Source organism: Roseateles sp., assembly GCF_036404855.1.
GTDB lineage: Bacteria > Pseudomonadota > Gammaproteobacteria > Burkholderiales > Burkholderiaceae_C > Pelomonas.
The window spans coordinates 1-13,761 of the sequence record NZ_DASWYS010000318.1 but is presented as its reverse complement, the minus strand read 5'-3'; the positions used below and the strand labels follow the sequence as shown (position 1 = coordinate 13,761).

General features: G+C 68.7%; 13 protein-coding genes. 4 read left to right on the top strand and 9 right to left on the bottom strand.

Annotation, left to right across the window (positions count from 1 at the left end; genetic code table 11):
• Window positions 1-32 precede the first annotated feature (32 nt).
• Entirely contained in the window at window positions 33-770 is a 738-nt protein-coding gene (gene ugpQ, locus VGF12_RS21485) for a glycerophosphodiester phosphodiesterase (protein WP_331178089.1), read from the top strand.
• Here ugpQ and VGF12_RS21480 read toward each other — a convergent pair.
• A complete protein-coding gene (locus VGF12_RS21480) occupies window positions 730-2,109 on the bottom strand; it encodes a histidine-type phosphatase (protein ID WP_331178088.1) in 1,380 nt (459 codons plus the stop codon). The genes ugpQ and VGF12_RS21480 overlap by 41 nt on opposite strands.
• Before the next feature lie 15 nt (window positions 2,110-2,124).
• Here VGF12_RS21480 and VGF12_RS21475 point away from each other — a divergent pair, with 15 nt between their 5' ends.
• The gene (locus VGF12_RS21475; RefSeq protein WP_331178087.1) at window positions 2,125-4,656 is read left to right on the top strand and encodes a TonB-dependent receptor; all 2,532 of its coding nucleotides are present in this window, start codon (window positions 2,125-2,127) and stop codon (window positions 4,654-4,656) included.
• A gap of 3 nt (window positions 4,657-4,659) precedes the next feature.
• Here the strand turns inward: VGF12_RS21475 and VGF12_RS21470 are convergent, their stop codons facing one another.
• The 4 genes from VGF12_RS21470 to VGF12_RS21455 form a co-directional block, all read right to left on the bottom strand.
• On the bottom strand, window positions 4,660-5,253 hold the full coding sequence (locus VGF12_RS21470; protein WP_331178086.1) for a GNAT family protein: 594 nt from the start codon (window positions 5,251-5,253) through the stop codon (window positions 4,660-4,662).
• The gene (locus tag VGF12_RS21465; RefSeq protein WP_331178085.1) at window positions 5,250-6,530 is read right to left on the bottom strand and encodes an MFS transporter; all 1,281 of its coding nucleotides are present in this window, start codon (window positions 6,528-6,530) and stop codon (window positions 5,250-5,252) included. Before VGF12_RS21465 ends, VGF12_RS21470 begins: the two co-directional genes overlap by 4 nt.
• Before the next feature lie 140 nt (window positions 6,531-6,670).
• Window positions 6,671-7,048: a PPC domain-containing DNA-binding protein gene (locus tag VGF12_RS21460; protein ID WP_331178084.1), complete on the bottom strand. Its 378-nt coding sequence runs from the start codon at window positions 7,046-7,048 to the stop codon at window positions 6,671-6,673.
• Window positions 7,048-8,652, bottom strand: a complete 1,605-nt coding sequence (locus VGF12_RS21455; protein WP_331178083.1) for a gamma-glutamyltransferase family protein — start codon at window positions 8,650-8,652, stop codon at window positions 7,048-7,050. The genes VGF12_RS21460 and VGF12_RS21455 overlap by 1 nt, the downstream gene beginning before the upstream one ends.
• A 134-nt stretch (window positions 8,653-8,786) precedes the next feature.
• Between VGF12_RS21455 and VGF12_RS21450 the strand changes: the two genes are divergently transcribed.
• On the top strand, window positions 8,787-9,062 hold the full coding sequence (locus VGF12_RS21450) for a hypothetical protein (RefSeq protein ID WP_331178082.1): 276 nt from the start codon (window positions 8,787-8,789) through the stop codon (window positions 9,060-9,062).
• Between the two features lie 187 nt (window positions 9,063-9,249).
• Entirely contained in the window at window positions 9,250-10,161 is a 912-nt protein-coding gene (locus tag VGF12_RS21445) for a choice-of-anchor A family protein (protein WP_331178081.1), read from the top strand.
• A gap of 60 nt (window positions 10,162-10,221) precedes the next feature.
• Here VGF12_RS21445 and VGF12_RS21440 read toward each other — a convergent pair whose 3' ends face one another.
• The 4 genes from VGF12_RS21440 to VGF12_RS21425 form a co-directional block, all read right to left on the bottom strand.
• Window positions 10,222-11,001: a MetQ/NlpA family ABC transporter substrate-binding protein gene (locus VGF12_RS21440; RefSeq protein WP_331178080.1), complete on the bottom strand. Its 780-nt coding sequence runs from the start codon at window positions 10,999-11,001 to the stop codon at window positions 10,222-10,224.
• 49 nt (window positions 11,002-11,050) lie between these two features.
• Window positions 11,051-11,716 (bottom strand): methionine ABC transporter permease, encoded by a 666-nt coding sequence (locus tag VGF12_RS21435; RefSeq protein ID WP_331178079.1) that lies wholly within the window; start codon window positions 11,714-11,716, stop codon window positions 11,051-11,053.
• Window positions 11,716-12,723, bottom strand: a complete 1,008-nt coding sequence (locus VGF12_RS21430; RefSeq protein ID WP_331178078.1) for a methionine ABC transporter ATP-binding protein — start codon at window positions 12,721-12,723, stop codon at window positions 11,716-11,718. Before VGF12_RS21430 ends, VGF12_RS21435 begins: the two co-directional genes overlap by 1 nt.
• 146 nt (window positions 12,724-12,869) lie before the next feature.
• Window positions 12,870-13,760, bottom strand: a complete 891-nt coding sequence (locus VGF12_RS21425; protein ID WP_414710176.1) for a S49 family peptidase — start codon at window positions 13,758-13,760, stop codon at window positions 12,870-12,872.
• Between the last annotated feature and the right edge of the window lies 1 nt (window position 13,761).

Sequence of the window (13,761 nt, the reverse complement as noted above, 5' to 3'; positions counted from 1 at the left end):
GCGCAGGGGGGTTTCACCCCAGAATGCGCGGGATGAAGCCCTGGCTCTATCCCCTTTGGCTCGCCCACCGCGGCGCCGGCAAGCTCGCCCCGGAGAACACGCTGGCCGCGTTCAGGTTGGGCGGCGATTTCGGCTTCCGAGCCTTCGAATGTGACGTCAAGCTCAGCCGGGACGGCGAAGCCTTTTTGCTGCATGACGACACCCTGGAGCGCACCAGCAACGGGCAGGGCTCGCCCGCCGGCCTGGACTGGGCAGCGCTGGCCCGGCTGGACGCCGGCAGCTGGCACAGCCCGCCCTACGCCGCCGAGCCACTGCCGCGTTTCGCGCAGATCGCCGCGTTCTGCCAGGCCAACGCCTGCATGCTGAACGTGGAGATCAAGCCCTGCCCCGGCGACGAGGCCCGCACCGGCGCGGCCGTCGCCCGCGAGGCGGCGCGGCTCTGGGCTGGCGCCCTGCCGCCACTGCTGAGCAGCTTCAAGCCCGAAGCCCTTGCCGCCGCGCGCGACGCCGAGCCCGCCCTGCCCCGGGCGCTGCTGCTGGAGGAACTGTGGCACGGCTGGCCCGAGGCCGCCGCGGCGCTGGACGTCGTTGCCGTCATCACCGACTGGCAGTTGATGGACCGCGCCCTCATCGAGCGCCTGCACGCCAGGGGCTGGCGGGCGCTGGTCTACACGGTCAACGACGCCTCGGTGGCCGAGCGGCTGATCGCCGATGGCATCGACGGGATCATCACCGACGCGGTGGATCGCCTGGGTCCCGGTAGCAGCTGAGCAGCGCCGTCACGCGGTAGAAGTGGCTGCCGGGCCGCAGCCGCGCCGCATCACAGGCCGGCTTGAAGTCGGCCTCGCCCTCGTTGAGCAGCATGCGCACCAGGCGCTCACCCTGTGCGCCACGCCAGACTTCCCACTGCACATTGGCCGCCATCGGGATGACGCTCTCGGTGCGCCAGGGGCTTGTTGAATAGCTGTAGGCACGCTCGCGCGGCAGCGGCCCGTGCACGCCGGCAATACCGATGGCCGACACCAGCGGCGAGATGATCTCGGCGTGGGTGAAGCGCAGCACTGCCCCCTCACCGCGGACCAGCCGGTCCAGCATGTCATCGAGCAACTGTGTCGCGATCTCATAGGTCACGGGGCCGGTCTCGACCAGGCCCGGCCCCTTGCGATAGAAGTCCTCGGTATCGCCCAGCTCAGCGAACACGGCCGCCGCATCGGCCGGCACATAGGCCGAGAAATCTCCGTCCAGCTCCAGCCTCAGGCCGGCCGCCGCGCCGCGCAGGTCGACGACATGCTGGGCCGCCTCCGCGGGGTTGTCGATCCGGGCAACGAAGTCGGCGTCGTAGAGGCCGGCCAGCACGCTGCGCGCTGCGGCGGGCAAGCGTGGGTCGGCAGCGATGCGGCGTTGCTGCGCTGTCTGCGCCGGCCCGCGCTGCCACACCTGGTACGCAAGGCTGCGCCTGAGCGTGGCCTGACGCGCCGGCGTGTCGGCCACGTCGCGCGATTCGCTGAGGCGGTGGAAGTACAGCAGGAAGCGGTCCGAACCCCAGCTCGCCGGCACACGCGCCTTTGGAGCCGCGTGCTGCAGCGCCGCGGTGAAGCTGCGTGAGCTGTCGACGGCGCGGTCCACGCCAGAGCTGAGCACCTCCACGCCGGGGCCCGCGCCGAATAGCAGCGGCAGCCTGGCCACCATGCGCTGTGCCAGCTGCTCGTGCTCGACAACGCCGAGCCGGCTCAGATTGCCGTAGCCGACGCGTCGTTGCGCCGCGATGAAGCGCTGCAGGTCCGCACCGAAGCGCCGGCCCAGCGGTGTCAGCACCCCCAGGGCGTCGGCCTCGCGCCACAGCTGCAGCGCAGCTTCGTCGCTGCCCGGCTTGGTCAGGCCGCGGCTGCCATGGCGGGCAACGAGCTGCACCGCCACGGGCATATAGCCCGCCGGCGCGGCCTCGTAGCTCGCGGCGTCCTGGTGCGGCGCGTACGACGTCTTGGTGCCGAGAGTTCCCGCGGCCTGTGCCAGCAACGGCAGGCTCAGGCCGAGGCAGGCCAGCAACGTTCGGGCGATGTCATCGCCGATTCGCATTGCCTTCCTAGGCTGCGCGGTCTTTGTTTCCATCTCGTGAGCTTATTGATGTTCCGTGACAACAACTCGACCGCTCTGACCGCACTGACCGCGGCCATCGCCACGCTGCTGGCCGCGCCCGCCCGAGCGCAGACCAAGCCCGAGAAGGTCGAGGCCATAGTCGTGACCGGCCAGGCGTCCAGCCTGCGCAAGTCGCTGAAGATGCAGGAGAACGCGGACAACATCGTCAGTGCCGTCGTCGCCGACGACATCGGCGCGCTGCCCGACGCCAACGCCGCCGAAGCGCTTGCGCGGCTGCCGGGCGTGTCGGTGCAGCGCGACCAGGGCGAGGGGCGCTACGTCGTCGTGCGCGGCCTCGGTCCCGACATGAACACGATCACGATCAACGGCTCGCTGGTGCCCTCGCCCGAAGCCAGTCGCCGCGGCGTCAGCATGGACGTGCTGCCGTCGGGCCTGATCCGCTCGCTGGAAGTCATCAAGTCGCTGACGCCCGACATGGACGCCAACTCGCTGGGCGGCACGGTGGAGGTCAAGACGCTGTCAGCCTTCGACCTGCCGGCCAGCCTGCTGAGCGCCGGCGTCTCGATGAGCCGAGACCAGCTCACGGGGCGGAACAGCCCCGGCGCCAGCCTGTTGGGCGCCACGCGGCTGATGGACGGCCAGGTGGGCATCGCCGCGGCGCTGAACGTCGACCGGCGCAAGTTTGGCTCCGAGGACGTCGAGACCGACGGCGCATGGAGCGGCACCAAGCTGGCCGGCGTCGAGCTGCGCCACTACCGCCCCGAGCGCGAGCGCAATGCCTTCGCGGCCAACCTGGACTACAGGCCGGCTGCCGGCCAGAGCTGGTCGCTGCGCGCCATCCTGGCCCGCTTCAGCGACGACGAGGAGCGCGACCGCCTGACCATCAGCAACGTCACCGGCGGCGGAGTCGCCGAGGGCGAGACGGCCACAGTGCGCGCCGAGCGCCGCCTGCGAGCCCGCAAGTACACGCGCTCCCTCGGCTCACTGGTGCTGGCCACCGAACAGGAATGGACCGACTGGCTGCTACAGGCCAACGTCGGCCTGGGGAAGGGCAAGGAGCGCACGCCGGAACAGATCAACGACGCGCGCTTCCGCCAGAACAACGTGGCCGGCGTGGGCTTCACCGACACGGTGAAGCCACTGCTGACCGGTCCTGCCGCGCTCTACGACGCCAGCAAGTACACGTTGAACGGCTTCACGCTGCAGCAGCGCAGCAGCGACGACGACGAGCACAACGGACGCGTGGACCTGACCCGCGCCTTTACGCTGGCCGGCGGCGGCAAGCTGGACCTGAAGTTTGGCGCCAAGCTCAGCCGCCGCGAGAAGCGCAATGACACCGAGCAGTGGGCCTACAGCAGCAACTCCGCCAGCAGCGGCAACTACTGGGGTGCAGGGTCGACATCAATGGCGACCTTCGTGACGGGCTCGACGCTGGAGTTCGGCATGGGCGACATCGGCCCGGCCATCGATTCGGCCGCGGTTCGCACCCGCCTGGCTGCACTGCCGCGCGACGCCGCACGCGTGGCGGCCGCTTCGGCGCTGGCCGACTACGTCACCCATGAGGACATCGACGCAGGCTACCTGCAGGCCTCGCTTGACCTCTCGCCCGCCTGGAACGTGTTGGCCGGCGTGCGGCATGAGCGCACACGTTTCAGCGCCAACGGCAACGCCAGCTCCGTCGCCGGCGTTCTCTCGCCGACGCAGTTCGGCCGCAGCTACGGCCACTGGCTGCCAGGCCTGCACACCCGCTACAAACTGGACCGCGACACCAGCCTGCGAGCCGCGTGGACGAACACGGTCGTGCGCGCCAACTTCGACCAGCTTTCCCCGGCCGTCACGCTCAGCAGCACGACCGAGGCGACGCTGGGGAACCCGCTGCTCAACCCCATGCGCGCCCGCAACCTCGACCTGGGGCTGGAACGCATGCTGGGCAACGATGGCGCGGTGTCGGCCTACCTCTTCCACAAGGACATCAAGGACTTCACCTACGCCACCAACCTCGCCGGCACCGGTGAATGGGCCGCCTACACCAGTGTGACCGGCTATGCCAACGGCCCCAAGGCCTCAGTACGGGGTCTGGAGCTGTCCTACCAGCACCAACTGCGCCAGCTGCCGGGCTGGATGAGCGGCTTCATCATCGGCGCCAACGCGGCCTTCACGCATTCCAGCGCCGACGTAGGCCGCTACGACGGCGCCAGCAAAGCCCAGCTGACCCGCCGCACCCGCATGCCGGGCCAGTCCGACACCACCGTCAACCTGATGCTGGGCTATGAATCCGGTCCGGTCAGCACGCGGCTGGCGCTCAATCACAAGTCCAAGTACCTGCTGCAGTTCGGCAGCGACGTGACCAGCGCCGCGCAGGACCAGGTCGTCGCGGGCCAGCGACAGGTGGACCTGTCGGTCAGTGTCAGGATCACGCCCTCGGTGCAGCTCATGTTCGAAGGCGTCAACCTCAACAACGAGCACTACTACACCTACGTCGGCGTGCCCTCGATGAACTACCAATACGAGCAGTACGGCCGCACTTACAAGGTCAGCCTCAAGGCGGCCCTGTTCTGACGCTCAGGCTGCCGGCGCGTCGACCCGCGAGTAGACGCAGGTGTCGCGCGGGTGGCCGTCCACCCCGAGCACGTTGTTGCGCAGGACGCCTTCGAGTTCGAATCCGCAGCGCTCGGCCACGGCGCGGCTCCTGGTGTTGCGCCGGTCGCAGCGGATCTCGACGCGGCGCGCCGCCAGCCCGTCAAAGGCCAGCGCCGAAAGCAGCCGCACGGTCTCGCTGACATGGCCCTGGCCGGCGGCGTCCGGGCGTATCCAGTAGCCGATCTCGAAGCAGCGCACGGCCCAGTCGATGCGGTGCAGGCCCGTACCGCCCAGCAACCGGCCGGCGCTGCCGTCAGAACGGCGGGCATGGATGTGGAAGCACAGGTCCCGGCGGGCGATGAAGTCGGCCTGCATCCGCCGCACCACGAGCTCCGAGCTCTCGGCCGTCGGGGCATCCTGCGCCCACGGCATCCAGGGCCGAAGGTGCGAAAGGGACTGCGCGATGACGATCGCCATCTCGGCACCGGAGCCGGCGCGCGGCGCCAGCAACACGGTGCGCTCGCCGTCCAGGCGCTCGGGGACGTCGATCAGTGGAGGGTCGGTGGGAGCTCTCATGCCGTCACCACCTCCACCGGCTTGGGCAGCTCACGCACGCCGCGGATCACAGGATGGCGCCACGCCAGCACTGCCAACAGGCAGGCCCCCACGCCGGAGAAGGCCAGCGCCGAGCGCAGACCCAGGTGCTCGCCCAGCCAGCCGCCGATCAAGGCACCAGGGCCGGCGGGCAGCAGGATGAGCCAGCGCATCGTGCTGGTCATGCGACCTAGCATCGGCGCGGGCGTGACGGCCTGACGCAGCGACAGGAAGTTAATGAAGATCAGCACGGCACCGACACCGAAGGCAAACAGCATCACCCCGAAGCTGAACACGCCCGCCGTGCCGGCCGGTGTCAGCGCGAGCTGCAGCCAGCCGACGCCGCAAGCCGCATAGCCCAGCACCAGGCAGGGCCCCGGCCCGATGCGACGGCTGATGCGGTGACCGAAGATGCTGGCCAGCACCGTGCCAGCCCCCAGCGCGACGTAGGACAGGCCCACCGTCTGCGGGGACAAGTGCAGCTCACGCGTGGCGTACAGGATCTGCACCACCAGCGCTGCGTTGTGGAAGAGCTGCCAGCTGCCTGTCGCCGTGGCCAGGCTGACCAGAAGCGGACGCTCCCGCACGAAGCGCAGGCCAGCCTTCAGCTCGCTCCAGAAGGCCTGTCCGCGCCGCTCGATCAGCGCTTCCTTGACCTGGATGCCGCGCAGGATGGCGGCCGAGATCAGCAGCAGCAGCGCGTCCACGGCCAGGGCCAGCGGCGCGCCGACGAGCTTGATCAGCGCGCCGGCCAGGCCCGGGCCTGCGACTTCAGCGCCCGACGAGGCCAGCGCGTTCTTCGCATGCGCCTCCACCAGCCGCTCACGCGGCACCACTTGGGTCAGCACGATCTGCGCCGCGCTGCCGGCCACCGTGTAGACGCATCCCAGCACGAAGCCGACAACGTAGAGCCAGCCCATGCTGAGGATGCCCAGCCAGGCTGCGACGGGCACCGTGGCCACGGCGACCGCCAGCAGGCTCTCGCCCCAGACGTACACGGGCAGCTTGCGCACGCGATCCAGCAGCACGCCGGCCGGCAGCGAGAACAGCACGAAGGGGAGGATCTCCATCGCCTGCAGCAAGCCCATCTGAGTGGGGCTGGCGTTGAGCAGCACGGCGGCCGTCAGCGGCAGGGCCAGCATCGTGATCTGGCCGCCCAACGAGGAAATCAGAATGGACGACCAAAGCCGCCGGTAGACCGCGTCGCGCAGCAGGTCGCCGGGCGCAAGGGTGAAGTACTGAATCAGACGGGTGAACATGACTTGTTGCTTTCGAGACTCGACAGGCAGGGGCGGCCCCGCCAGGATGAACGGCACGCGAAGTGCGTCAGTCGAGATCAAGCAACTTGGTCATGGGCAGCATGCTAGCAGCGCCGCTGGCCGATGTCGCGTGCCGGCCGTCATGGGCGGCGCACCTGCAGCTCGGCGTGGCCGGTCGCCACGTCGAACGCGCGGGCCAGTGCCCCCGCGGGCAGCAGCACAACGAGCAGCTCGGCCGTCGTGCGCACCTCGCAGCCGGCACAGACATGACCGCCGAACACTCGCCCCGACGCATCCGCCACGCTGGCATGCAGGTGGGCACCGTCCGGCGTGAGGCTGCCGCTCAATGTGAGGATCTCCAGCGGCCCGCCGAGGGCCGTCGGACCCGGTTCGCCGGCGAAGCGCAACTGCGCGCCGCCCAAGCTGCCAATGCCCGCGACGACGAAGCCGGTGCGCCCGGCCGCCTCCAGCGCGCCACGCAGATCGTCGCCGGGATTCAGGCGCAGCGCCTCCAGCATCACCAGCCCACGGCCGCGCCGTCGCGCCGCGGGTCGCTGGCAGCCACGTAGCCGTCGACACCCGGGTCGCCTTGCCGCCAGATGAACTGCCCAGCGCCGAAGTCCTGGTAGCTGTCGTGGATGTCGCCGATCTGGTGGCCGCGGGCTTGCAGCGCCGCGAGGGTGGCGGCCGGCATGTGCGGCTCGACGTTGATCGACAGGCCCTCGTTGAAGCGCCAGCGCGGCGCGTCACACGCCGCCTGGGGGTTCTGGCCGTACCTGAGCATGCGCACCAGCGTCTGCAGGTGGCCTTGCGGCTGCATGTTGCCGCCCATGACGCCGAAGCTCATGACGGGCGCGCCGTCCCGGGTCAGGAAGCCAGGAATGATGGTGTGGAAGGGTCGCTTGCCGGGCGCCACCTGGTTGGGATGGCCCGCCTCCAGCGTGAAGCAGTGACCCCGGTTCTGCAGACTGACGCCGTAGCCCGGCAACACCAGGCCGGACCCAAAACCCATGTAGTTGCTCTGGATGAAGCTGACCATCATGCCGCGCTCGTCAGCAGCGGTGAGGTAGATGGTGCCGCCCTTGACGGGGTTGCCGGCCCCGAAAACCTGGGCGCGGGCCGGGTCGATGAGCCTGGCTCGGGCCGCGAGGTAGCCGGGGTCCAGCAACTGCGCCGCGCTGACCGGCATCGCGCCGGGTTCAGCCACGAAGCGGTAGACGTCGGCGAAGGCCAGCTTCATCGCCTCGATCATCAGGTGCTGGGCCTCGGGACTGTCGACTGCATAAGCCGCGATATCCCAGTGCGCCAACAGCCCCAGTGCCATCTGCGCCGCGATGCCCTGGCCGTTGGGCGGGATCTCGTGCAGCGTGTGGCCAGCGAAGTCCTTGGCCAGCGGCGTGACCCATTCAGGCCTGTAGGCTGCCAGGTCGGCCTCGGTCAGCGCGCCGCCGGTCTCGCGGGCAAAGCGAGCCAGCGCGGCGGCGATCTCGCCGCGGTAGAAGGTCTCGCCACGGCTCTCGGCGATCAGCCTCAGGCTGCGCGCCGCATCGGGGAAGCGAAACAGCTCACCCACCTCGGGTACTCGCCCGCTGGGCAGGAAAGCCTGCGCGAACCCGGGCTGCGACGTGAGTTCGCCCAGTTCGGCCGCCATCGCCCACTTACCCCGCACGATGGGCGGCACGGCATAGCCGCGCTCGGCGATCTCGATCGCCGGCTGCATCAGGTCCCCGAACGGCAGCTTGCCGAAACGTTCGCTCAGGACTGCCCAGCCGCCCACCGCGCCGGGCACGGTGACCGAGCTCCAGCCACGCATCGGCAAGGCCCGGCCGGCGAAGAAGCCGGGGGTCCAAGCGGCAGGCGCCGGTCCCGACGCATTCAGGCCGTGCAGTTGCTGGCCATCCCAGAGGATGCAGAAGGCATCCGAGCCCAAGCCGTTGCTGCAGGGCTCCACCAGCGTCATGCAGGCCGCCGTGGCAATGGCCGCGTCGACCGCATTGCCACCGGCCTGCAGCACGCGCAGGCCGGCTTGGGCCGCGAGTGGATGCGAAGTCGAGACGATGTTGCGGGCAAACAGCGGGCTGCGCCGACTCGGATAGCCGGTCTTCCAGTCGAAGGTTCTCATGAGGTCCGATTCTGGTCCGCTTGTAATGTTTTGCAACGCAGGCAGCAGGGGTCAACCGGCGATGTCAGGCCCTCGTTGTCGTCGCAAGCTCTCGCGAAGCCGATCCGAAACCCAACCACCCTGGAGCCTTGAAGATGAACTCGCTGAAGACCACCCTCGCCACCGCCCTCATCACGCTCGCCTCGGGCGTGGCCCTGGCACAGACCCCGGCACCGGCCGCAACGCCGGCACCGGCCGCCAAGCCGGCTGCCACCTCGACGACTGCCACGCCGGCTGCGGCCGCCGCGCCCGCCGAAGCCGCCAGCGGTGCCAAGCACGGCCACAAGCACCATGCCAAGAAGAAGCACGCCGAAGCCAAGACCGGCGAGGCCGCCAAGACCGACGCAAAGACCGAGACCAAGACGCAGTAAGCGCCACAGCGCTCCGCGCAAGGCCGCAGCCCCTTGGGCTGCGGCCTTTTTCGTTGGCAGGACAGCTTAGAGACAGGCAAATCGTGAACTGCTTCGCGAAGCACCTCGCCCACCCCCACATCGGAGCGTGGCGCATGCGAGGGACGGCTTCCTAGACTGCGGAGCTACGTCAACCCACTCACGCCCGATGCGCCGCCTTGCCCTTCTCGCAGCCGTTTTCGTCACCTGTGCCGCCCATGCCGGGCCGGTCACGCTGGGCCTGGACGCCAGCCTCAACCTGCTGGCCCTTGGCAACATGACCGTGAACAGCAGCGACGTGGAGGGCCGCGTGGCTGTCGGTGGCAACGCCAATATCAGCGGCCACTCCATCAATACCAAGACCGGCTCCAGCGCGCTCTACACCGGCACCGGCCTGACCGTGGGCGGCAACCTGAATTTCACGAACGGCTCCATCTGGGGCGGCGTGCAGGTGGGCGGCAGCTACACGCCGTCGCAATCCGGCACGGTCAAGGGCGGCGTGCAGTCCGGCACGGATTTCGATTTCGCCGCGGAGCGCGCGCGGCTGAGCCTGCTCTCGCAGACCTGGGACGCGATGGCCAACACAGCCTCCGCCTACGACAAGTGGGGCACGCTTCACTTCGACGCGAGCGGCCAGTCGCTGGCCGTCTTCGACGTCCAGGCTGCAGACCTGTTGAAGAACATGCAGATTGATGGCCTGGCCGCAGGCTCGCAGGTGCTCATCAACGTGCACGGCAGCACGGTGGACTTCGGCAACCACGGCTACACGGGCTTCGAGAAGGGCCAGGTCATCTTCAACCTGGTGGACGCCGTCAACGTGCTGCTGAACGGCGGCATCAACGCCTCGCTGCTGGCGCTGGACGCCACGGTCAATCAAGGCTGGGGCCAGATCAACGGTCAGGTTGTCGTGAACAACTGGTACACCAGCATGCAGGTCAACGACGCGCCCATCCCGGGCACGACCAGCGTGCGGCCGCAGACGCCCAATGCGCAGGCGCTGCCGGAACCAGGCTCCGTCGCGCTGGTCGGCCTGGGCCTTGCGGCGCTGCTGGCCGCGCGCCGCCGTCGCGCGGCACGATGACCTCCTGAACCAAGAAAGCCCGGACCAGGCCGGGCTTTCTGGTTGCGTCAACAGTGACGCTCAGAACGCCGGCACCACCGCGCCGCCGTACTTGGTCTCGATGAACTTCTTCACCTCGGCGCTGTTCAGCGCCGCGGCCAGCTTTCTCAGCGCCGGCGTGTCCTTGTTGTCCGCGCGCGCCACCAGCCAGTTGGCGTATGGCGAACGGGCGTCCTCGATGGCCAGCGCGTTCTTCACCGGATTGAGCTTGGCTTCCAGCGCGTAGTTGGTGTTGATCAGCGCCAGGTCCACCTGCGGCAGGATGCGCGGCAGCGTGGCGGCCTCGATCTCGCGGAACTTCAGCTTCTTGGGGTTGTCGGCAATGTCGCGCGGCGTGGCCAGGATGTTGTCCGTACTCTTGAGCTTGATGACGCCTGCGCGATCCAGCAGCAGCAGCGCGCGGCCGGCGTTGCTGGGATCGTTCGGGATTGCGACCGTGCCACCGGCGGGGACGTCGGCCAGCGCCTTGTGCTTGCTGGAATAGGCACCGAAGGGCTCCACGTGCACCGCGACCACCGGCTGCAGGTTGGCGCCCTTTCCCTTGTTGAATTCGGCCAGGTAGGGCTTGTGCTGGAAGAAGTTGGCGTCCAGGCGCTTCTCGGCGACCTGCACATTGGGCTGCACATAGTCGGTGAACACCTTCACCTCCAGCTCCACACCCTGCTTGGCCAACGCCGGCTTGACGAATTCCAGGATCTCCGCATGCGGCACCGCGGTGGCGGCCACCGTCAGCTTGTCGGCGGCGTTGGCGGCTGCGGCCAGCGCCAGGGCGGCCAGCGCCAGGATGATCTTGCTTTTCATGGGGAAGGACTCCTCTGGGTACGACAAAGAAATGAGAAAAGGGAGGCAATCAGCGGTGCGTACAACGCCGCACCAGCCAGTCGCCAAGCATCTGCAACAGCTGCACCAGCAACAGCAGCAGCACGACCGTCACCACCATCACCTCGGTCTGGAAACGCTGGTAGCCGAAGCGGATCGCCAGGTCGCCCAGGCCGCCGCCGCCGATCACCCCGGACATCGCCGTGTAGCCGACCAGCGTGATCGAAGTGACCGTGACCGCAGACCACAGCGCCGGCCGCGCCTCGGGCAGCAATGCCTGCCAGACGATCTGCCGCGTCGACGCGCCCATGGCCAGCCCCGCCTCGACGATGCCGCGGTCGACGCCGCGCAGGGCCCCCTCCACCAGCCGGGCCAGGAACGGCGTCGCACCAACCACCAGGGGCGGTATCGCGCCAGCCACGCCGAGCGAGGTGCCGGCTACCAGCAGCGTGAACGGGATCAGCACGATCAACAGGATCACGAAGGGCAGCGAGCGCAGCACGTTCACCACCAGCGACAGCAGCCCGTAGACACGTGGCGCCGCCAACAACTGGCCGCGGTCGAAAAGGAACAGCGCCACGCCCAGCGGCAGACCCAGCACCACGGTGAACAGCAGCGAGCCGCCCAGCATCAGCAGCGTGTCCCAGGAGGCCAGGCCGATCTCGGCCCAGTCAACGGCGTTCAGCAAGGCGTCCATCAGCGCAGCACCTCCACGTGCACGCCGCGCGCTTCGAGCAGCGAGCGGGCCGCGTCCAGATCACCGCCAGCCACCGAGATCGTCAGCTGGCCATAGGGCTGGTCCTTGATACGGTCGATGCGGCCCGACAGGATTCCGAAGTCCAGTCCGGTACGGCGCGCCACTTCACCCAGTAGCGGGTCGTAGGTGCGTTCGCCTCGGAAGGTCAGTTGAAGCAGGTGCCCGGGCACCTGCGAGAAGTCATCCAGCAACTGGCCCTCGTCCACATGCTCGGCCTCCCGCACAAAGCGTCGCGTCGCGGCATGCCGCGGATGCAGGAAGACGTCGGCCACCGGCCCCTGCTCGACGATCAGGCCGCCATCGATGACCGCGACGCGGTCGCAGACGCGGCGCACCACCTCCATCTCGTGCGTGATCAGCACGATGGTCAGTCCGAGCTCGCGATTGAGTTCGCCGAGCAGGGTCAGGATCGCTCGCGTGGTCTCGGGGTCCAGCGCACTGGTGGCCTCGTCGCACAGCAGCACACGCGGCCCGGTGGCCAGCGCGCGGGCGATGCCGACACGCTGCTTCTGCCCGCCTGAGAGCTGGGCCGGGTACTTGCTGGCCTGGTCTGCCAGACCGACGCGATCCAGCAGCGCATCGACGCGCTTCGAGATGTCGCCCGCCGCGTGTCCACCGGAGATCTTCAGCGGCCAGGCCACGTTCTCGGCGACGGTCTTGCTGGACAGCAGGTTGAAGTGCTGGAAGATCATGCCGATGCGCTGGCGCGCGGCCCGCAGGCCCGCGTTGCCCAGCGCCAGCAGGTCTTCCCCGGCGACGCGCACTGCACCGCTGTCGGGCCGCTCGAGCAGGTTGATCAGGCGCAGCAACGTGCTCTTGCCGGCACCCGACGCACCGATGATGCCGAACACCTCACCGGCTTCGATACGCAGATCGACGCCACGCAGCGCCGTGATGCGTTGCCGGCCGACGGCATAGGATTTATGGACTTGTTCTAGTTCTATCACCGGTCTGGCGCAGCGCCGCCCAAGGGGGCGCACGCCGTCGCAGAAGAAACAGACCGGCATCCTAGTGATAACCCTAGATTTCGCGAACGACCGTTTGGAAATATGCAAATTACGGCCTCGGGCGCCGAAACCCGCGCCCGGGTCAATCAGCGGATGGGCGCCATGTCGCGAAACGCCCTCACGGCGCCCGCGCCGGCCGCTGCGCCGAAGCGCTTGGCCAGACGCTCGGCCACGTTGTCCTTGGGCGTGTAATCGACGACCTCCTCGGCCTTGACGATCTCGCGGGCCACATAGTCCAGATTGCCAAAGTGGTCGGCCAGACCGAGCGCGACGGCTTGCTCGCCGTTCCAGAACAGGCCCGAGAAAGTGTCGGGCGTTTCCTTCAACCGCTTGCCGCGGCCCTCGCGCACGACGGCGATGAACTGCTGGTGGATCTGGTCGAGCATGGCCTGGGCAAAGGCGCGCTGCTTGGGCTGCATCGGGCTGAAGGGGTCCAGCATGCCCTTGTTCTCACCGGCGGTCAGCAGGCGACGCTCGACGCCGACCTTGTCCATCAGCCCCGTGAAACCGAAGCCGTCCATCAGCACGCCGATGGAGCCGACCACCGACGCCTTGTCGACATAGATTTCGTCGGCCGCCGCAGCGATGTAGTACGCCCCCGAGGCGCACATCTCCTCGACCACGGCGTAGACCGGCTTGCCGTACAGCTTGCGCAGCCGCTTGATCTCGTCATAGACGATGCCGGCCTGCACCGGGCTGCCGCCGGGCGAATTGATGCGCAGCACGACGGCCTGGGCTGCGTCGTCCTTGAAGGCGTCCTTCAGCGCGGCCAGCAACAGCTCAGCACTGGCCTCGGAGTCGGCGGCAATCTCGCCACGCACCTCGACGAGGGCCGTGTGCGGCGCGACCGACGGCGTCATGTGCCTCCCCTGCCAAAGGCTGTAGACCAGCAGGGCCGCAAGCACGAGCCAGAACAACCGGAAGGCGGTGCGCCAGCGCCGCTCAATGCGGCGATCCCGCAGGAAGTCGCGCGCCAGC